The sequence below is a fragment of the Fuerstiella marisgermanici genome, from assembly GCF_001983935.1.
GTDB classification, from domain to species: Bacteria; Planctomycetota; Planctomycetia; order Planctomycetales; family Planctomycetaceae; genus Fuerstiella; species Fuerstiella marisgermanici.
Window position 1 is genome coordinate 6,931,190 of record NZ_CP017641.1, and the last position, 19,635, is coordinate 6,950,824.

Consider the following 19,635-nt stretch of genomic DNA (forward strand, 5'->3'; position numbering starts at 1 on the left):
AGAATGCCTAAGTCGACCTCCGAGTGCGTTTCGTAAATGGCAGCAGAGCTTCTCTCATTTCACCGGCTGTTGCGTATCGATCGGCGACTTCTCGTTCAATTGCTCGGACAATTATGTTCGCGATGCCTTTCGGGATATCTGGCACATGTTGCGTGATCGAAATCGCTTCAGTATTCAGAATCATGGAAATCTGTTGAGCGACCATGTCGGCCTCGAAGGGCAGCCGACCGCTGATCATGTTGTACAGACACACTCCTGCGGCGTAGATGTCACACGTCGGTTTGGCGTGACGGCAGTCGATAATCTGTTCCGGCGGCATGTAGGCCAGTGTGCCGCAGATTTCGTTGCTGGTGCTGCAGTCGCTGAACCCGGCGTCAATGAAGTTTTTGGCCAAACCGAAGTCGGCCAGCTTCACCTGCAGCTTGCGGCCCGCTTTGTAGACCAGCAGATTGGTTGGCTTGACGTCGCGATGCACGATTTCCAGCTTATGAGCGTACTGCAGTCCCTCCAGAACTCGCACCATAATGCCAGCAGCCATGCGACAACGATCCGGTAAAGTGGCAGCTGCCAGCAGTTCGCGAAAGTCAACCTCGTCGATGTACTCCATCACCAGATAAGGCAACAGGTCCTCGGTCAGTCGAAAGTCGAGCGACTTCACGATTCGTTTGTGTTGCAGCCTTAAAACGATCGCAGCTTCTCTCCGGAACTTTTCGATAGCCTTCTTGTGAGTGCAGACAAGCGGTCGCACAATTTTGATGGCCACTTTCTCGTTGGTGGCGTTGCGTCGAGCGACATACACAACGCCCATGCTGCCAAAGCCAATCTGACGTTCGACTGTGTAGCCGGGAATTTGCGGAACGGGTTCGTCAAAGGAATCGTGATCGGTGTGACGCTTCATGGCGACTCCAATCACGGTGGCGTCATGGCTGCTGGAACTTGGTTCCGGGCTGTGTTGAATTGTGACTGTGAATTTTGTGTCTCCGACGGTGACTTCATCGCCGGTCGCCAACATGGCGGTTTCGATTCGTTGTCCATTCACCTTCGTCCCATTGGTGCTGCCCAGATCGACGACAGCCACTTCCGGCGGACTTATTTCAAGGCGACAATGAAATCGTGAAAACTGGCGGTTGGGCGACAACCGAAGTTGGGCTTCTTTTGACCGTCCCAGGATACATGTTTGGTGGTTGGTGTACTGAAGGACCCTTCCCGCACTCGGGCCTTCTGTGACTTTCAGAGTCACGGCTGCTGTGTTGGGAGGCTTCGACTTCAAGGGTGGCAGATCCGGCAATCTTGCGGAACGGAATTTAATCGAGTCCGCCGCGTCTTCATTGTTGGAATGAATCCGCAAGTGACCCCATGGTCGGCCCTAGGGCGGGATACGGAAGTCTGTTCTTTACTGATTTTTCGCCCCAAATGGAAGGCACTTGCTGGGAACGTTCCGGTTGGGTGCCGATTTTGGGGCGAGTCCAATGGCGACAGGGCGCAGCAGGGCAGTGTGCTAAAAAGGTTTGTGACGGTTATTCGGCGCACGGCGAGGTGGGACTTAGCTGTCAGCCGGCAATGCCACCGTGGAACGACAAATTTTCGAATAATAAGAACTCGATGTTGCAAGTCGGCACCATTCATTCGCACACGGTGGGGGCTTTGCGCGTCGAATTGCAGAGACTGTATTCACCGTAAAAGCCAGCGTATTCCGCTGCCTCTTTGCCCCATCGTTACAACCGGCAAGGTCGCTGTCTCCCTTTTGCGTGAAGCCGCCCACATGCTGAAAAATGAACGCCCGCGTTGTCAATCGGAAACTAGCGTTGCCTCGAACACCGGCCGTAACCGTTACGGCTTTCGTAATCGACAATGTTTCTTTTTGACACCACGATGGTCACCCAGGCTACGCAACAAGAACGCTTTTCGCCGGAAGACGCTTCGTCTGTTCGGGGCGAAACCACGCGTCGTCATTTGTTGACCGTCAACGTGGAAGACTACTTCCAGGTCGGAGTCTTCCAGAAATTCATCAGCACCGAAAATTGGTATCGCTTCGAAAGTCGCCTGCAGCAGAACGTCGAACAGGTTCTGGAGCTTCTGGAACAGCGAAACACCAAGGCCACATTCTTCGTGTTGGGCTGGACAGCGGAGAAGGACCCGAAGCTGGTTCGAATGATCGCCGACGCCGGCCACGAAGTCGCCAGTCGAGGGCTCGTGCATCAACCATTGCTGACACTGTCGAAGGCACAGATTCGTGAAGATCTGGTCAAGTCGAAGGCTTTGCTGGAGGACACAACAGGGCAAAGCGTCGACGGATTTCGATTATCCGACGGCTGGTTAAGTAAGCAGACACTTTGGCTACTGGACGAAGTGGCGGCAGCTGGCTACCGCTACGATTCCAGCCTGATGCCCAAACAACGCGACTTCGCCGACGATCCGAAGTGGCGAAGCATTCAGCAGGTGCAAACGGCCAATGGTCCGCTGTTGGAAGTGCCATTGTCAACGATGGAAACCCCGGGCGGCTGGTTGCCGATCGCTGGCGGAAACTATCAGCGGCAGGTGCCAAACTTCGTGATGCGAAGGTTGGTTGACCGAGCAATGGAGTCAGCCACTGACCCATTCGTTATGTACTTCCAGGTCTGGGAACTCGACACTGAGCAGCCGCGTCTAAGCGTCGCAGATCGCATCACCAAGGTTCGCCACTACCGAAAACTCGGCAAGTATCGCCGCATTCTGCCTCAGTATTTGGACCGCTATCAGTTCACGTCGATTCGTGATCATGGCACGCTGGAAAACAGTCCTCTGAAACTCTTGGCGAATCCCGCAGCCGATGTTACTAGAACGTTGGGTGCCGCAGAGAGTGCGACCGAACTTTCTGCGAGTCCAGCGGCAGCGTCTGCAACTTCGGAGACCTCACAGCGGCACACATCGACCGACAAAACGGCCGTCACAATCGTGATTCCGTGCTTCAACGAAGAAACGTCGCTGAAGTATCTCAGCAACACACTCGCCAGCGTTACTCGCAAACTGTCGGAACACTTCCAGCCAAACATCCTGTTCGTTGACGACTGCAGCACGGACAACACGTTCGATGCGTTGCACAAGCAGTTCGGCGACAACCCAGCCGTGAAGATCGTACGCCACGAAGTCAATCGCGGTGTGTCGGCCGGCATCCTCACGGGGCTGGCTCACGCAGAAACAGACGTCGTTTGTTCAATGGACTGCGACTGCAGCTATGACCCGCACGAACTGGCCAACATGCTTCCGCTGCTGACCGGCGATGTTTCGATGGTCACCGCGTCGCCCTACCACAAAGACGGACTCGTTCGCAACGTGCCAGGCTGGCGACTGGTTTTGTCACGCGGTCTGTCGGCGATGTATCAGCGGTTGCTGAAGCAGGAACTGGCCACATGGACAAGCTGCTTTCGAGTCTATCGTCGTGCTCACATTCTGGAATTGCCGCTCAAAGAAGACGGTTTTTTGGGCACTGCCGAACTGGCTGCTCAACTGGTCCTCAGGAAGCGAGTGATTGCCGAATACCCGGCAACTCTGGAAGTCCGATTGTTTGGGCTTTCCAAAATGAAAACCGTCAAAGCCATCTTAAGTCACCTTCGACTTCTGTCACGAATCGCAATGTCGCGGTTCTGCGGCAGTAGCGATCGACAAGGGCAGAGCCCTTGAACTGATTCGAGCTGTCGCTCGGAAACACTCCCGTTGGTCGTTCTGGAATGATGCGTGCGTGTCGCGCGGGTCTTGCAGCACGAGTTACATCTGACGGGCCAATTTTTTCACTCAGAAAGAAGCGTCACAATGACAATGCAATTGCCATCAGATCAGGATTCCACCGGCCGAACGCTGGGCGCTGAAGAACTGGAACTACTGCGTCAGGTAATTGAATCCGGCACGCTGACCAGTACCAAGGGCGAATTCGTTAAGACTCTGGAAGCAGAATTCGCCAAGAAACTGGGCGCGAAGCACGCATTCGCGTGTGCCAGCGGAACGGCCGCCATTCATTGTGCCGTCGCAGCCATCAATCCGGAACCGGGTGACGAGATCATCACCACGTCCATCACTGACATGGGCGGACTGACTCCAATTATCTATCAGGGAGCTGTGCCGGTCTTTGCGGACGTTGATCCGGAAACTTACAACGTGACGGCTCGCACCATTGAGAAGGTGATCAGCGAACGCACCAAAGCCATCATTGTTACTCACCTGTTCGGCAACCCCTGCGACATGGCCGCCATTCAGGAACTGGCAAAGAAGCACAACATTCCCGTAATCGAAGACTGTGCTCAGGCGTTTCTGACGACGTACCGCGAAGAAAACGTCGGCACCATCGGCGACATCGGCTGCTTCAGTCTGCAGCAGGGCAAGCACATTACCACGGGTGAAGGCGGCCTTGTTGTCACGAACGATGACAAGCTGGCTCGCCACATGTTTCTGTACATCAACAAGGCATGGGGCTACGGCGACGAGAAGCCGGACCACTACTTTGCCGCTCTGAATTATCGCATGAGTGAACTTCAGGGAGCTGTCGCTGTGGCTCAGTTGGAAAAACTGGAAGACGTCGTTGCTTCGCGAACTCGTTTGGCCGACGCCTTGACGCCTCGCATCAGCGGACTCGCCGGAGTTTCCACGCCGACTGTCACACCAGACAGCACTCACACCTATTGGAAGTACTGCCTGAACATCGATGCCACCGTGATCGAAGGCGGAGCTGTTGGTCTGGGAGCGGCTTTGCGGGAAAAAGGCATCGCCTGTGCTCCTCGGTACATTCAGAAGCCAGCCTTTGAATGTCAGGTGATTCGCGATCAGGTCACTTTCGGAACCAGCCGCTGGCCTTTCAGCCTGGCTCGTCCGGAAGCTGTTGACTACAGCCGTGAAAAATTCGAAGGCACCTACAAGGCTTTGCAGCACGTTTTGGTTCTGCCTTTCAACGAATGTTACACCGACGAACACGTTGAGTACCTGGCCGATGCCATTCGCGAAGCGGTGGCGTCAGTGCAGAAGGTCGACGCATCCAACGTCACTCAGTAGTGGCCCGCAATTCTGTTCGGTCCCAAACTCCGGTTTGGGACCGAATTTTTCGAGGCTCAGCTTCGATCCGAACCATTTATCACACTCAATCCCATTCCTCGAAGCACAGCTTTGAGGGTAAGAATCCAACTCACCCCTTGCGAAAGCAGTTCCATGATTTCTCGCGTTGAACCAACCTTTGTTCTCATCGGTGCCGGTGGCATTTCCAAAGCTTACGCTCAGGCATTCGCCAATGGCCTGCCATACAAGCTGGTCGGTGTCGCCGACATTCGCAAAGAAGCCGCTGAAGAAGTGGCCGAGATCGTCGGAGCGAAATCTTACGATGACATCGAAATCATGTGTGCCGAACTGCAGCCCACCGCGGCCATCGTTTGCACACCGCCGAATACGCATGCCGCCATTTGCATCGAACTGATGAATCTGGGCATTCATGTGCTGTGCGAAAAGCCACTCGCCGTGACGTCACAGGATGCTCGCCGCATGATCAGTGCAGCGGACGCCAACAACGTGACCTTCACGATGGGTTCCAAGTTTCGTTTTGTGGAAGACGTCCAGGAAGCTCGCCGCATTATCGAATCCGGCAAGCTGGGCGACATCGTGCTGTTCGAAAACACGTTCGCCGGCTTCTGCGATATGTCGCAACGCTGGAATTCGAATCCGGAAATCAGCGGCGGCGGCGTCCTAATCGACAACGGCACACACTCGATCGACATCATGCGATTTTTGCTGGGTTCGGTCACCGAACTGCAGGTTGTCGAAGGTCGTCGCATTCAGAATCTGGCCGTGGAAGATACGGCTCGCCTGTTCGTCCGCAACGAAGCGGGAGCGATGGGCAGCATCGACCTGTCGTGGAGCATGAACAAAGTGCAGCCGCACTTCATCAGCATCTACGGTTCGAAGGGAACGCTGCTGGTTGGCTGGCAGGAATCGAAGTTTCAGCTCGCCGGCGAAAGCGAATGGACAGTCTTCGGAAACGGCTACGACAAAGTGGGAGCGTTCTCAAACCAGTTGAGCAACTTCGCCGCCGCCATCAAGGGCGAAGAAGAACTGATCATCAATTCGAACGACGCGTTGGCTTCTGTGATGACGATGGAAACCGCTTACGAAGCTCTGAAATCCAGTGAATGGCATCCTGTGGCACAAACACACGAACAATGGGTTCGTGGCGGTGTTGCGTCCAAGGTTGAGTAGCGGCACCACGATGGGCTCAGGTCCTTCGGGCCCGCTCGCCACACTGCACTGACTTTCACATTCCTCTGCATTTCACTCACGGCTCTTGAAAAATGGCAATTCGAATACACGACACCGCGATCGTCGAAGACGGCGTCACGCTCGGTAAGAATGTTTCCATCTGGGACAACGCTCACGTGCGTTTCGGTGCTTCACTGGGCGACGAATGTATCGTCGGCGGCAAGTCGCTGATTGCCTACGAAGTGCAGATCGGTAACCGAGTGAAAATTAATTCGAACGTCTACATCTGCAATGGTGTTACGATCGAAGACGGCGTGATGATCAGTGCTGGGACGATTTTTACTAACGATCGGTTCCCGCGAGCCACCACGCCGGACTTGCAGACTCTGCGAGGTTCCGAACCGGACGAACACACGCTTCAGACAACCGTATGCGAAGGAGCAACCATTGGAGCCGGCTGTCTGATCGGATGCGATCTCACGATCGGTCGGTTTGCAATGGTCGGCATGGGTTCCGTTGTCACGCGATCAGTTCCCGACTTTCATCTGGTAGTTGGAAGTCCGGCGCGATCTGTCGGAGTTGTGTGCCGCTGCGGTCAGCCAGTACACCGATTCAGCGAAGCCGACGCCGTCACAGGAGCGATCCCTGTCACGTGTGAGTGCGGCCTTGCGTACGAAGTCGAAGGGCAGGCGGTCAGAGAACTCTTTAATCCTGGTGCCGGCAGCTCGGCGCGTCAGGTGGAGGCTGCTTCTAATGCGTGAGGCAGAAAACACAACCAACGCCGAGCAGCCTCAGAAGTGGGCTGTCCTTGGCGGCGGCATGTTGGGCATGACGATCGCGCATCGGCTGACTCAGCAGGGCCACAATGTCACGTTGATCGAAAGTCGTTCTAACCTCGGCGGCCTCGCGGATGCATGGCAGGTCGGCGATGTCACGTGGGACCGTCACTACCACGTCACTTTGCTTTCCGATTTGTACGTTCGCGAACTGTGGAAGGAATTGGGCGTCGAAGACGAGATGGAATGGGTGGAGACTCGCACCGGTTTCTACACCGACGGCCAGTTGTATTCGATGTCCAACACGCTTGAGTTCCTGAAGTTTCCGCCACTGAACCTGATCGATAAGTTTCGTTTGGGCGGGACCATTTTCTGGGCTTCTAAAGTCAAAAACTGGAAGAAGCTGGAACAGATTCCCGTTGCTGACTGGCTGACGAAGCTTTCCGGCAAACGCACGTTTCAGAAAATGTGGCTGCCGTTGTTACGAGCGAAACTCGGTGAATGCTGGCGCGACACGTCGGCCGCGTTTATCTGGGCCACGATCGCGCGCATGTATGCTGCGCGCCGATCTGGACTCAAGAAGGAGATGTTTGGCTACGTGCGCGGCGGTTACGATCGCGTGCTGACGGCGTTCGAAGATCGGTTGGTCACGCGTGGAGTCGATGTGCAGTGCAACACGGCAGTGAAGGGCATTCACGCCACTCCGGAAGGTCCGGTTGTTGTCGAAACGGAGCAGGGCACCGACGTCTACGACAAAGTTGTTTCCACGCTGCCTTCACCCGTTTTGGCCAATGCACTGCCGGATCTGAATGCCGAACAGCGAGCGTTGCACGAAGGTATTCGCTACCACGGAATCATTTGTGCGTCTGTGCTGCTGAAGAAGGGCATCTCACCCTACTACGTTACAAATATCACCGACGACGGAGTTCCGTTCACAGCCGTTATTGAAATGACGGCGTTGGTCGATCCAAAGCAACTCGACGGCAATCATCTGATCTATCTGCCGAAGTATGTGGCTCCGGACGACGAGGCATTCAACAAGACAGACGCCGAAATCGAAGAAGAGTTTCTTGGTGCTCTGGATCGCATGTATCCGCAGTTTTCGCGAGACGACGTGAAAGCGTTTCGGATTTCCCGCGTGCGGCACGTCTTCGCATTGCCGACGCTGGGCTATTCAGAGCGAGTGCCGCCGTTCGAAACGAACGTTGCGAACGTCTTCGCTGTGAACTCGTCGCACATCGTCAATGGAACTTTGAACGTGAACGAAACCGTGAAACTGGCGAACGACTTTGTGACGGAGTTTGGCGACAAGCAGAGTGCGGCGCTCGTCAGTCGAGCACAAACGGCTTCGTCCAACCACCATGCTGCCGACGTCAGCCTCGTGCGGTAACACACAGGTTCGTCGAGTCAGTGGCTGCATAGGCGGGCGCACGTCCTTCGGTCAATGCCACCGGCAACTGTTCGACTTCAGAGAGTCAGATCTACGGAACCAACACCATGAACAACAAACCGATCGCCAGTGTATCTCTCGACCTCGACAATAAGTGGTCGTACATGAAGACTCATGGAGATGCTGGTTGGGATCAGTACCCGACCTATCTGGATACGGTCGTGCCGAGGTTTCTAAAGGTGCTGCACGATCAGCATCTGCAGATGACGGTTTTCGTTGTCGGTGAAGACGCCGCTCGCGAAAAGAACTTCGAGGCGCTGGCATCGATCTCTGCGGCCGGGCACGAAATCGGCAATCACTCCTTCAAACATGAACCGTGGCTGCATCTTTATAGCCAGCAGGAACTGGTTCGCGAACTGGCAGAAACGGATGAGCACCTTGAACGAGTGACCGGACAGTGCCCAATCGGCTTCCGCGGTCCCGGCTTCAGTTTCACAGAAGAACTGCTGCAGATCATGGCGCGCCGTGGCTACAAGTACGACGGCTCCACCTTCCCAACCTTCCTCGGCCCGCTGGCCCGACTCTACTACTTCATGTCGACTCGGCTGGATAAGAGTCAGCGGGAAGAACGTAAGGAACTATTCGGCAGGTTTAGTGAAGGCTTCCGACCGCTGAGGCCATTTCAGTGGAAGTTCCCGGAAGGCGAGATTACCGAGATTCCCGTCACGACGATGCCGATCTTTAAGACGCCAATTCACGCCAGCTACGTGCTGTACCTGGCTCAGTTTTCGACGCTGGCCGCGAAGAGTTACTGGAACATGGCGCTGACGATGTGTCGCATGACAGGAATCGCTCCGTCGCTGCTGCTGCACCCGCTCGACTTTATGGGGTGCGACGACGACAGCGATTTGGCGTTCTTCCCGGCCATGGGCCGACCAGCCGAACCGAAGGTTGAGCTGGTGGCGTGGATGCTTCGGAAGATGTCGAAGCACTACGACGTTCGCCCGATGAAAGACCACGCCGCTGCGATTCGCGGAAAGCTGTCGCCGGCGGTTGCGAATTTGAAGGAAGCGGCACCACAACTTACTGAAACGGTTTCCGCTGATGTCTGAGGTTTGTGAACAACCGGAAGTCGTCTCTGTAGAAACTCGGCACGCTACCGAAAAGCCGGTCGAGTCTATCAACTCGTTCGACGCTGCGCCGCAGATCGACCACCGTGACCGAGCAGCAAAACCATTTCGTCGTTTTCTGCTGCTGGCCGCTGTGCCGGTCCTGTTGCACTTGGTCGTTCAGGCTCCGGCGGAGCCCGTCTTTAACGGCGATTCGAACCGGCACACGATGACGTCGGTTTTCTTTCGCGACCTGCTGATTGACATGCCGCTCAGCGATCCAAAGAGATACGCGGAAGCCTACTACGAACAATACCCGGCGCTCGGCCTGCTGGTGTGGCCGCCATTGTTTCACGGCGCGGTTGGCGTGCTGATGACGATATTCGGCACCTCTGTTTGGGTTCCGCGATGCTTCGTGTTCGCGTGTTTCGCGTTAGCAGCGGCGTGTCTGTATCGCATCTGTCGTCGGCGCATGTCTGTTGAACAATCCGAACTCACGGCCGTCACGTTTGCCGTGATGCCGATGGTTTTTCTTTACAGCCGCCACGTGATGTTGGAAATGCCAACGCTCGCCCTGTGTATGGTGAGCATCGAACGCTTCGATCTTTGGCTGCGCGAACAGCGGACTCGCAATCTTTACTTCGCAGCGGTCGCGGCGTCGCTGGGCGCTTTAACTCGATTCGACGCAGCGATGCTGTTGCCGACTCTGCTGCTGATGGCGATTTTCGCGGGCCGCTGGAAGACTCTGGTCAATAAACACGTCCCGATCGCTGCCGCTGTCGCAATCGTGCTGTTGGCACCGACATACTATGTGATTTGGAAAGAAATGGGCGACCTGCATCTGCGACAGGCGGCCGAAAGTGTGACGGGTAGCAAGAGCCAAATGCTTGCCCCTGGCGCGCTGTCCTTCTATCCGGCGGCGATCCCGATACAGGCTGGGTGGGTGGCGACAATGTTCGTCGTGATCGGCTTGCTGTTCTGCTGCGTCAAAGAACATCGCGCGTCGTTGGGCGTGTTCGCGGCGATTCTGCTGGGAACGTACGTGACGTTTACGCCGCTGGCTGAGCTGAAGCCGCGGCATGCCATTTATTGGCTGCCCGCCGTGGCATGGCTGGCTACCGTCGGTGCCAGTGCTCTTGCGAGCGTCCTAAAGCGGATTGCTCCGGAGAAAATGTCGGTTGGACTGCCTCTAACAGCCGCGATTCTGATCGCTGGCACCGCATGGGGTTCGTTCCAGTCCAACGTCTTTCGAGTCACCGGCTACGAACGCGCGGCGACGGTGGTTCTGGAAAACACAACTGAAGGCGATGTCGTGTTTGTCGACGGCTGGTGGGATGGCAACTTTACTTATCACCTACGACACCTCGACGCCACGCGTTCTCGCCATGTCGCGCGAGCCGATCGAATCCTGTACGACTTCACGAACGTGCCGTCGGTCGACTTCCAGCAGTTTGTGGATTCCGACGCTGGCATACTCGCAGCCATCGCCGACACGGCACCAGCGTGCATTGTATTTGAAGATCCGCAGCCGTTCGGTGAGATCCCGCTGGCTGCACAGATGCGAGAGCTAATTAAGTCATTGCCGGAACAGTTCCCGCCGCTGGAGAACATTCCTGTCCGCTCCACCGTCCCCGGCACTCGACCATTTTCGCTGCGAGTGTTTGCGGTGGACCTGCCGAAACTGAACGCACATATTCAACAATTGAAGACTCAGCCATGACCGACCGCCCCATCAAGCTTATGTGTGTCTTCGGCACGCGACCTGAAGCTATTAAAGTTGCGCCGATCATTCTGGCCGCTCAGTCGCGGAGTGACATCAAAGTCATTGCCTGTTCGACCGGTCAACATCGCGAGATGCTGGATCAGGTGACGGAACACTTCGGCATTCGTCCTGATCTGGAACTGAAGCTGATGCAGCCCGGGCAAACGCTCACCGGGCTGACTGCACGCTGCCTCACGTCACTCGGCGACGCCATCGATTTGCACCAGCCCGACTGCATTCTGGGGCAGGGTGACACGACGTCGGCCATGTGTTCTGGCATGGTCGCGTTCTACCATCGCCTGCCGTTCATCCATGTGGAAGCCGGTCTGCGCACGACAGACATCAACTCACCGTTTCCGGAAGAATTCAACCGCCGTGTTTGTTCGCTTGTTTCCGGTTTGCATTGTGCTCCAACACAGACGGCTGCCGATAATTTGCTACGTGAAGGCTATTCCGAAGACGACGTCACGGTGACTGGAAACACGGTTATCGACGCGTTGCGTTGGACGGTGCAGAAAGAACGGGCGGAGCCGCATCGCTGGATTGAAAAGCATTCCAAAATCGCCGGCAAGCGCATGGTGCTGATCACCGCTCATCGTCGCGAAAACCATGGCGATGGTATCCGCAGTCTGTGCTCCGCGATTCGGCAGCTGGCCGAAAAATTCCCTCAGGTGCAGTTCGTGTACCCCGTCCACCTGAACCCCAATATTCAGCAGCCGGTGCAGGAAATTTTAGCGGACCTTAGCAATGTTCACCTGATTGCGCCTGCGGAATACCCTGAGTTTGTGTGGCTGATGGATCAGGCGACGTTGATTCTCAGCGACTCCGGCGGTGTGCAGGAAGAAGCTCCTTCGCTGGGCAAGCCGGTCCTGGTGACTCGCGAAAGTACGGAACGTCCGGAAGCCGTGGCTGCCGGAGCCACCAAACTGATCGGCACTGATTGCAATCGTGTTGTTCAAGAAGTTTCGCGGTTGCTTGTCGACAAGGCGGCATACGCCGCGATGCAGGTCGACACAAACCCGTACGGTGGCGGGAAGACGTCGGCTCGAATTCTGGATCTGATCGCGGAACGTTTCGCAGTGCAATCGGCCACGCGGGCCAACGTCTGACAGCCGATCGCGGAGGCCTGACAAAGCTTTGTCGGCAGTGTTGCTGGTGCACGAAGAAGTCCGCTTTTGCGTGGCTTGCGCTGCTGGCGAGATCGTGTATCAATCGTGGCAATCGGCGTGAGCAGGCGAGACGGCGAAGGTCGTTCCGGCTAGACTTTGGCTTCGACGAAATTCGTTCCAAAAGTCAATGTCAACGCACGAAAGAAACGATCATGAAGGGCAACGAGAAGGTTATCGAAGCATTGAACGCCGGGCTGACCATCGAGCTCACGGCGATCAACCAGTACTTCATTCAGGCCAAAATGTGCAAAGACTGGGGCTTTCACAAACTGCATGCTCATCACTACGAAGAGTCCATCGAAGAGATGAAGCACGCAGAATACCTGATTGACCGCATTCTGTTCCTGGAAGGTGTGCCGGAAATCGCTCGATACGACGTCATTCGAGTCGGTAGCGATGTAAAGGAACAGCTTGAGAACGACCTGAAGCTTGAAGTGAACGCCGTCAATACTTACAACGAAGGCGTCAAGCTGGCGGCAGAAGTCGGCGACGCGGGCAGCAAAGAGATCATGGAGCGGATCGTTGTCGAATCCGAAGAGAGCGTCGACTGGCTGGAATCGCAACTACACCTGATCGAAACGGTTGGCTTGCAGTTGTATCTGGCAGGTCAGGTAGGCGAATCGGCGGGCGAGTGATTCGTTTGAGCGACTGTTTCCTGCAGCACCGCCTTAATCCGGCGGTGGCAGGACATACAACCTGTTCCGGCTGATGTTGTTTTTTTGATGTCACAAAGAGTGCGACAACCAGCGTAATCCGTGGCGGCACGCACTTCTGACTCGGTAATTCCGAGGCATCGACAAAGCAAATCGTTGGGCTGGGAAGGCTGCATGACGGGCACCGCAGTTGTGGTACTGAGACTCAGTCTCAGTATCATGGTGCGGTGGCAGGTGTACGTCAAGATGCGGTTTTCGCTTTTTTGAGTTTTCCGCTGAGTGGAATTCGGCGAAAGCCGCTTTCGTGCGACAAGCCTTAATCGGCGTTGGATTCCGTGAAAAATGGGCTCGCGGGCATCGGAAACCGCCGGGAAATGGCGATTCCGGGGCTTCCGCAAGTCAGCGCGTCTGGCGTGTGAATTCGGGTGTGTGAGGCACCGGGGGCTTATTTCGCTCCGACTTCATCCACGCCGAAGATTGCGAAATCAATTCTGGCGTAGTTCTTTCCGCCCTTGTCACCCGCTTCAAACAGCACCCCGAATTGCTGATCGGGTAGCCGGACCATATCGCTGTAGGCCGCCGGGCCTTCGTGAATCAGCGGGCCATCCTGCCACGTTGCCGACTCATCCGTTGAATACCGAATGCGTAAGTCGCTGCGACCTTTCCCTGACGGCCCGCTGTCGTCGGGGCCGGAGAACAGGATCAGGTTCGAAGCGTCGCCCGCCTTGACTGACAGGCCTCGCAGCAAAGCACACTGCACGACGGGCGCGTCGAGTAGTTCGACCGACGGCGCAAACCACCGATAGTCACCGGCCGTTGCGTCGTCGAAAGTTTCTCCGCCGTCACTGCTGAACGCATCGCCGCGAGTGCCTTTAGCCTTTCCGTTTTGGTCGCGGGTGTTGAAGTACAAACGGCCATCATTGAGTTCCACAACTGTGGTTTCATTTGCGTTGAGATCGTCTTCGTAAGTGGCGTCGATCGCGCCCAATTTCCATGTCGTTCCGTGATCGTCGCTTATAATCGCGTGAGCTCCGTTGGGTCCGCGATCCGCACCGCCGTCTCCCAGACGGTGATCGCAGGGAATCACAAGCCGACCTTCGTGCGGCCCGCGTTGCAACTGTATGGAATGTACAGGCCCCGTCGCGTACCAACCCCAGGTATCAAGTTTCACGTCCGACGTGATTTCGCGACGAGTCGCCCACGACTTGCCGTTGTTGTCGCTGTAGGTGACAAACACGCGATCGTTTTCGAGCGTGAATGGCAGCCAAATTCGGCCCGGGTACTCGGTGTCCAGCAGGTCAACAACTGGTGCCGGGTTGCCAACCGTAATCGGCGGAGCGTCCTTTGGGAAGAGTTCCCGAAAATCGTCAGCCGCCTGCACAATTTGTAGTGGCTGCCAGGTCTTGCCGTTGTCGGTCGAGCGTTTAGAAACAAGATCAATCTTGCTGGCATCGCCGCCTTCACGAGCTTCGCAGAACGCCAGCAGGTCACCGTTGGCAGCCTTGACGATGGCAGGGATGCGAAACACGTTGTACCCCTCGCTGCCGCTACGAAAGACGTTAGAAACCGGAGACTCAGCCCAGCAGGCAGTCGTCGACACAGACAGACAACACAAGACAGCAACTGTAGCACGAAGTGACGAAAAACTCATGAAGCAACCTTTGCGCTGGCGGAGCAGGGGACGGAGTTCGTGGGAAGTGGTCGACAGTTTCAGAACCATGCAGCCATGTTACGTGCGAAGGTTCCTGACTGCCACCTTCGCTCAATTCAACGGCCATCGCGAAATCCGCCCCAGCGACTCGTCACGCGTCCCGATCCTGATTACATTCGCAAACAGTAAACGGCTTCAAATGGACGAGAACCCATCTCCCTCGAATTCATCGATCACCAATGCAGAAAGCGAATCATGAAATTTACCAGGCTCGTTACAAGCGTCTTCACGGCAGGAGTGCTGCTGCTGGCAACGTCGACAGCAGTCAAAGCAGACAAGCCAACCGGCAGGATTTTGCTTCAGGACGATTTTGAACGTAGCGAAGCTGATCCCGAAAAGGAAGACGTAGGCAATGGATGGGGCACCAACAGTCGCAGCCGAGCCAGAGGGGTGAAGCAGGTCGACCTCGTCGACGGAGCGATGCATATCACGCGAGCCGAAGTGGCCGATCACGGCGTGTCGGTGACTCACGAAGTGGCCTTCAAAGACGCCACCATCAACCTGCGCTTTAAGCTTCCCACAAAGAAGGACGACCTGGGCATCAACATCGCCGACATGAAAGAGAAGTCCGTCCACGCCGGTCACATTTGCATGGCTCGCATCAGACCTGGCAGTGTTGAAATCCTCGATCTGAAAACCGGCAACATGAAACTGGAACACCGGACGGCTCGCCAGGCAGGAACGGTGTCGCCGGAAGTTCAAAAACTGATCAACGGCAAGAAAAAGAAATTCCAGTCGAAGATCGCAACCGACGAATGGCACGACCTGTCCGTGCAAATCAAAGGCGCCACCATGAGCGTTTCCATCGACGGAAAGTTAGTTGGTGAATTCACTTCAGAAGGCATCGGTCATGCGACCAAGAGTCGCCTGCGGCTGGCCGTGAATAAGTCAGCATGGGTCGACGACGTGAAGATTACGTCCGGCGATTGATGCATCCACCAGGCGACGGCGTTTCGTTTCCATTGACTTTGGAGAGGCCTAAACCATGACGACATCCCTGGAATTCGCTCTCATCAACGCATCCGCGATTTGTTTGGTGCCGGTCACCGGCTCTGTCCGAACTGGCATGGTGCCGCAGCGGGCTCGCTTGGCTCATCGCTGTTGGGCGGCCGTGATTCTCAGCCTGACAGTGGCCACGTTTGCCTCTCCGTCAAGTGCAGCGACGGCTCCGAAAGTCGTATCAACCTTTCCGCCTGATGCTGCCGAAGATGTTTCCACCGAAACCGTGCTGAAGGTTCAATTCGATCAGCCTATGCGCGCCGGAAGCATTAGTCTGGAGTGGGAGGGTCACGCACGCGAATCCGGTTTCCGACTGCGCGGCCCGGTGACGTACGACGAGAGCCGCCATGAATTTTCGTTGCCGGTCTGTCTACGGCCAGACGCGACGCATACAGTTTCTGTGAATCCCGGAGAACGTCATCGAAACTTTCAGTCGGCAGCCGGCGTTACCGCTGATGTTTTCAAGTGGACATTTGAAACTCAGAAGGCACCGAAAGCATCCAACGGCGCGCAGGTTGTCAACATTAGCCCGAAACCGGATTCCGAAGTCGCTCTCATGACTTTGCTCCGGATCAAATTTGACCGCCCGATGGCTTCGGAGTGGTACGGTTTCAGCGCGGGACAAGATCCGTTTGGTGGCAAGTGTCAGATCGCCGGAGAAGTCACATATGATGCAGCCACGCATGAATTCGTAATTCCTGTTTCCTTCCCACCGAACTGGAACGGGACTCTAAATCTGACTGGTTTTCGGTCCGCCGACGGTCAACCAGCAACCGCGAAGGAAGTGCCGTATCGAACATTGCGAACGTTGGTGTCGGCCGAGACGGAAGCCCGGCTTGCGGCCGCAGAGCGGTCTGAAGAATTGATCGCGGTGATTGGCAAGATCCGTGACAGCCATTCAAAGATCAGGTCTGTCAAGCTGACGGCGACCTCCACGATGGAGTATTCGGCCGAGGTTTGGAGCTATCGATTGACACGTCGAACGTCGGTGTTTGCCAAACAAGGAGATAAATATTTTGGCGACGTCAGCCAGATCATGAATCTCCGCGCGTTCCAGGTCGGTAGTGACGGCAAACAATGCTGGCATCGCCACAATGACAAACTGACCGTTGCGGCCAGTGACGACGTACTTCGCCAGAATGTGTCAATTGCGGAGGGGTTTGGCCAGTTGACGGAAATGCAGCCGGTCGAAGTGATCAGAAAATATCGGCTGGAATACGCGGGGCAGACGACCTTTAATGAACGACCTTGCTACGTTCTTCGAGGCTGGGCCAGCCTCGAATCATGGTGGAGTCGAACGAAGATGGTAGGCAGCTTCAATGAATGGCTGGTTGATAAAGGAACCGGCCTGGTTGTTCTGACGAGGCACGGACGAATGTCCGGTACTCAGTTTCTGTACGAATCGATCAACGAAGACCTGCCCCCCACGCTGTTCGCTGTGCCTCAGGGCGCGGGACTGGTCCACAGTCCTGTTGAGCCTCTCGGTGAAGGGTATGACGTTCGTTTTCTGAACGTTATCGACGGAACAAACGGCCGCATGTCCGTGCGTTGGGGGAAACACGGGAAAGCGGGCAGATCAAGTTCCGGCCTGAACTAACGCGCCATCGTTCAGAATCTGAGCACTACTCAGCGCAATGCGCAATGACTACGATGTCTTGTCATCGCCCAGCTTCATGATTTCGCACACATCAACACTCAGCCCGGAAATCAAGAGTCCACTGGCTGCTTCACCGACCTTGAATTCGCCATGCGTCTGGTAGCTGTCGTCCTGCAGCACCAGCACGGTGATCTTTTTGTCATCCGGATCGACGATCCAGTATTCCGCAACCCCGGCACGAGCATAATCGATGCGCTTATCTTCGTAATCCCGCCGGCGAGCTTCCGCACCTTCGCTGACGACCTCCATCGCCAAATCGACTTTGGTCGGGTAGCCACGCGGGTCCTGCGGCTCACTTCCAGGGGCGAAATACATCACGTCGGGTTCGCGAATCGTCTTTGGGAACAGCCGAATCGGAAGCGGGGCATCGAGAACTGTTCCTCGATCACAAACAGCTGCTTCGACGGATCGGACCAGGAACTTCACCATCAACTGATGCAGCCACGTTGGCATTGGCAGGATCTCCAGAGTTCCGTCGGCCAGTTCCACCATGCGATTGCTGTGCAGTTCGAAGAACTCGGTTTCCGTCCAGTGTCCTTGAGCCGGAAACAGATGGGCTACCTCCCATGTCGGTTCGTGCTCGGACGATTTTAACGGTTCGGAAATAGACATGAACAGAGTGCCGGTGGGCTCGGGGTGAAGTGACGGTGTCTGTGCGATTGTATCGAGAGTGCAGGCTGGCTGTCAAAAAATTAGATCTGCCTACGCGATTACGTCTGTTACAACTCGGCCAGCCACGTCTGTGAGTGATTCTTCACGGCCCTGATGAAAGTACGTCAGCAATTCATGATCCATGCCCATGAGGTGCAGGATGGTCGCGTGAATGTCGTGCAGGTGGACTTTGTTGGTGACCGCCTCGAAACCGAATTCATCCGTTTCACCATATTGAATTCCGCCTTTCACTCCGCCGCCAGCGAACCACATGGTGAAGCCGTACGGATTGTGATTGCGGCCCGGAGCATCCTTGCCTTCGCTAAATGGCATGCGACCGAATTCGCCTCCCCACACAACCAGCGTTTCGTCCAGAAGGCCGCGCTGTTCAAGGTCGGTCAGTAGCGCGGCGATCGGTTGATCGACTTCGGCTCCGTGCCGACCATGGTTCTTTTCGATGCTCTCGTGAGCGTCCCAGGTTTCTTCCAGATGGCCTCCGCCCGAATACAATTGAATGAACCTCACGCCTCGTTCGACCAGACGCCGCGCGATTAGACAGTTCCGGCCGTACTCATCCGTTGGCTGCTGACCTACGCCGTACATGTCCAGCGTTGCCTGAGATTCGTCGGCGATCGCGACGGCTTCTGGTGCCTGCGACTGCATGCGATAGGCCAGTTCGTACGTCTTCATGCGTGATGCGAGTTCTGCGCCACCGGGTCGCTGGTCCAAGTGCTGCTGATTCAGTTTTGCCAGAAAATCCAGTTGCTCCCGCTGCGCGCTGTCGTTGATGTGAGGCGGGCCTTTCAGGTCCAGAATGGGATTGCCGCTCGGGCGAAACAGGGTGCCAGCATACGTTGATGGCATGAATCCGCTGCCCCAGTTTGGTTGGCCGCTGATGGGGCCACCGCGTTTGTCCATCATCACCACATAACTGGGCAGACTCTGGTTTTCTGAACCCAGTCCATAAGCACACCAGCTTCCCAGCGATGGCCGACCGATGAATGTTTTACCGGTGTTCATCGCCACCAGTGCAGAACCGTGAGCGTGGCTGTCGGTGTGGCACGAATTGATAACAGCGAGTTTATCGGCGTGGTTGCGGACGTTGGGGAAGTAGTCTGAGATCAGCAGGCCGCTATCTCCGCCGGGACGAAACCGCCGCCAGTTGGGCGTGAGGTAGCCCATTTTTCGACCGCCTGAGTTGATGAACTTCCGATCGGCAGGAAGCTGTTTGCCCGCGTATTTCTGCAGTTCCGGTTTGAAGTCGAATGTGTCGACCTGACTGGGCGCACCGTTCATCATCAGAAAGATGCATGCTTTGGCCTTGCCTGGAAAATGCGCTTGCGGCGTTGTTGCTGCCGCCCTGGGCGAAGCTGTTTCAGCGGCGGAAAGTTGAGTGAAAAAGCCATCGTCTGACAGTGCCGCAGTCATGGCCGTGCCAGCGAACCCGGCTCCCATATTCCAGACAGCTTCGCGTCGAGTTTGTCCGCAGGGGAAGTGACTATTCATTGACTTGATGCCTCTTTTTTAGTGTGGCGGTATCTGATGCAC

Annotated in this window: 16 protein-coding genes; 11 read left to right on the forward strand and 5 right to left on the reverse strand. The window is 55.9% G+C overall.

Annotated features, from left to right (window positions below):
- Positions 1 to 7: 7 nt before the first annotated feature.
- A complete protein-coding gene (locus Fuma_RS26050; protein ID WP_158521139.1) occupies positions 8 to 1,270 on the reverse strand; it encodes a protein kinase domain-containing protein in 1,263 nt (420 codons plus the stop codon).
- Between the two features lie 581 nt (positions 1,271 to 1,851).
- On the opposite strand from Fuma_RS26050, the gene Fuma_RS34420 reads away from it, so the two are divergent.
- The 9 genes from Fuma_RS34420 (at position 1,852) to bfr (ending at position 13,051) form a co-directional block, all read left to right on the forward strand.
- Complete coding sequence (locus tag Fuma_RS34420; protein ID WP_083732336.1) at positions 1,852 to 3,660, forward strand: glycosyltransferase; 1,809 nt, start codon at positions 1,852 to 1,854, stop codon at positions 3,658 to 3,660.
- A gap of 129 nt (positions 3,661 to 3,789) precedes the next feature.
- Positions 3,790 to 5,019: a DegT/DnrJ/EryC1/StrS family aminotransferase gene (locus Fuma_RS26075; protein WP_218922304.1), complete on the forward strand. Its 1,230-nt coding sequence runs from the start codon at positions 3,790 to 3,792 to the stop codon at positions 5,017 to 5,019.
- Between the two features lie 153 nt (positions 5,020 to 5,172).
- On the forward strand, positions 5,173 to 6,210 hold the full coding sequence (locus Fuma_RS26080) for a Gfo/Idh/MocA family protein (RefSeq protein ID WP_077026707.1): 1,038 nt from the start codon (positions 5,173 to 5,175) through the stop codon (positions 6,208 to 6,210).
- 92 nt (positions 6,211 to 6,302) lie between these two features.
- Positions 6,303 to 6,971, forward strand: coding sequence for an acyltransferase (locus Fuma_RS26085; RefSeq protein ID WP_077026708.1), 669 nt, complete (start codon positions 6,303 to 6,305; stop codon positions 6,969 to 6,971).
- Positions 6,964 to 8,376, forward strand: coding sequence for an NAD(P)/FAD-dependent oxidoreductase (locus Fuma_RS26090; RefSeq protein ID WP_077026709.1), 1,413 nt, complete (start codon positions 6,964 to 6,966; stop codon positions 8,374 to 8,376). The genes Fuma_RS26085 and Fuma_RS26090 overlap by 8 nt, the downstream gene beginning before the upstream one ends.
- Positions 8,377 to 8,483: 107 nt before the next feature.
- A complete protein-coding gene (locus Fuma_RS26095) occupies positions 8,484 to 9,488 on the forward strand; it encodes a polysaccharide deacetylase family protein (protein ID WP_077026710.1) in 1,005 nt (334 codons plus the stop codon).
- The gene (locus Fuma_RS26100; RefSeq protein ID WP_077026711.1) at positions 9,481 to 11,205 is read left to right on the forward strand and encodes an ArnT family glycosyltransferase; all 1,725 of its coding nucleotides are present in this window, start codon (positions 9,481 to 9,483) and stop codon (positions 11,203 to 11,205) included. Before Fuma_RS26095 ends, Fuma_RS26100 begins: the two co-directional genes overlap by 8 nt.
- Positions 11,206 to 11,216: 11 nt before the next feature.
- The gene (gene wecB / locus Fuma_RS26105; protein ID WP_077028560.1) at positions 11,217 to 12,356 is read left to right on the forward strand and encodes a non-hydrolyzing UDP-N-acetylglucosamine 2-epimerase; all 1,140 of its coding nucleotides are present in this window, start codon (positions 11,217 to 11,219) and stop codon (positions 12,354 to 12,356) included.
- A gap of 212 nt (positions 12,357 to 12,568) precedes the next feature.
- Positions 12,569 to 13,051, forward strand: coding sequence for a bacterioferritin (gene bfr, locus Fuma_RS26110; RefSeq protein ID WP_077026712.1), 483 nt, complete (start codon positions 12,569 to 12,571; stop codon positions 13,049 to 13,051).
- Here bfr and Fuma_RS36890 read toward each other — a convergent pair.
- A complete protein-coding gene (locus Fuma_RS36890; RefSeq protein ID WP_083732337.1) occupies positions 13,024 to 13,290 on the reverse strand; it encodes a (2Fe-2S)-binding protein in 267 nt (88 codons plus the stop codon). The genes bfr and Fuma_RS36890 overlap by 28 nt on opposite strands.
- Positions 13,291 to 13,514: 224 nt before the next feature.
- Entirely contained in the window at positions 13,515 to 14,720 is a 1,206-nt protein-coding gene (locus Fuma_RS26120; RefSeq protein ID WP_083732338.1) for a sialidase family protein, read from the reverse strand.
- A 255-nt stretch (positions 14,721 to 14,975) separates the two neighbouring features.
- On the opposite strand from Fuma_RS26120, the gene Fuma_RS26130 reads away from it, so the two are divergent.
- Positions 14,976 to 15,710 carry a 3-keto-alpha-glucoside-1,2-lyase-like domain-containing protein gene (locus Fuma_RS26130; RefSeq protein ID WP_083732339.1) on the forward strand — a complete coding sequence of 245 codons (735 nt, stop codon included), beginning with the start codon at positions 14,976 to 14,978 and terminating at the stop codon, positions 15,708 to 15,710.
- Positions 15,711 to 15,765: 55 nt separating this feature from the next.
- Positions 15,766 to 17,376, forward strand: coding sequence for an Ig-like domain-containing domain (locus tag Fuma_RS26135; protein ID WP_077026715.1), 1,611 nt, complete (start codon positions 15,766 to 15,768; stop codon positions 17,374 to 17,376).
- 48 nt (positions 17,377 to 17,424) lie between these two features.
- On the opposite strand, the gene Fuma_RS26140 is transcribed toward Fuma_RS26135, so the two are convergent.
- The gene (locus Fuma_RS26140) at positions 17,425 to 18,048 is read right to left on the reverse strand and encodes a Uma2 family endonuclease (RefSeq protein ID WP_077026716.1); all 624 of its coding nucleotides are present in this window, start codon (positions 18,046 to 18,048) and stop codon (positions 17,425 to 17,427) included.
- 90 nt (positions 18,049 to 18,138) lie between these two features.
- On the reverse strand, positions 18,139 to 19,593 hold the full coding sequence (locus Fuma_RS26145; protein ID WP_077026717.1) for a DUF1501 domain-containing protein: 1,455 nt from the start codon (positions 19,591 to 19,593) through the stop codon (positions 18,139 to 18,141).
- Positions 19,594 to 19,635: the final 42 nt, after the last annotated feature.

Excerpts from the sequence above, each read along its gene's own strand:
- Fuma_RS26090 (WP_077026709.1), top strand. The coding sequence starts at position 6,964 with ATGCGTGAGGCAGAAAACACAACCAACGCCGAGCAGCCTCAGAAGTGG.
- Fuma_RS26135 (WP_077026715.1), top strand. The coding sequence starts at position 15,766 with ATGACGACATCCCTGGAATTCGCTCTCATCAACGCATCCGCGATTTGT.
- Fuma_RS36890 (WP_083732337.1), bottom strand. The coding sequence starts at position 13,290 with ATGATACTGAGACTGAGTCTCAGTACCACAACTGCGGTGCCCGTCATG.
- Fuma_RS26120 (WP_083732338.1), bottom strand. The coding sequence starts at position 14,720 with ATGAGTTTTTCGTCACTTCGTGCTACAGTTGCTGTCTTGTGTTGTCTG.
- Fuma_RS26140 (WP_077026716.1), bottom strand. The coding sequence starts at position 18,048 with ATGTCTATTTCCGAACCGTTAAAATCGTCCGAGCACGAACCGACATGG.
- Fuma_RS26085 (WP_077026708.1), top strand. The coding sequence starts at position 6,303 with ATGGCAATTCGAATACACGACACCGCGATCGTCGAAGACGGCGTCACG.
- Fuma_RS26130 (WP_083732339.1), top strand. The coding sequence starts at position 14,976 with ATGAAATTTACCAGGCTCGTTACAAGCGTCTTCACGGCAGGAGTGCTG.
- Fuma_RS26095 (WP_077026710.1), top strand. The coding sequence starts at position 8,484 with ATGAACAACAAACCGATCGCCAGTGTATCTCTCGACCTCGACAATAAG.
- bfr (WP_077026712.1), top strand. The coding sequence starts at position 12,569 with ATGAAGGGCAACGAGAAGGTTATCGAAGCATTGAACGCCGGGCTGACC.
- Fuma_RS26100 (WP_077026711.1), top strand. The coding sequence starts at position 9,481 with ATGTCTGAGGTTTGTGAACAACCGGAAGTCGTCTCTGTAGAAACTCGG.
- Fuma_RS26080 (WP_077026707.1), top strand. The coding sequence starts at position 5,173 with ATGATTTCTCGCGTTGAACCAACCTTTGTTCTCATCGGTGCCGGTGGC.
- Fuma_RS34420 (WP_083732336.1), top strand. The coding sequence starts at position 1,852 with ATGTTTCTTTTTGACACCACGATGGTCACCCAGGCTACGCAACAAGAA.
- Fuma_RS26075 (WP_218922304.1), top strand. The coding sequence starts at position 3,790 with ATGACAATGCAATTGCCATCAGATCAGGATTCCACCGGCCGAACGCTG.
- Fuma_RS26145 (WP_077026717.1), bottom strand. The coding sequence starts at position 19,593 with ATGAATAGTCACTTCCCCTGCGGACAAACTCGACGCGAAGCTGTCTGG.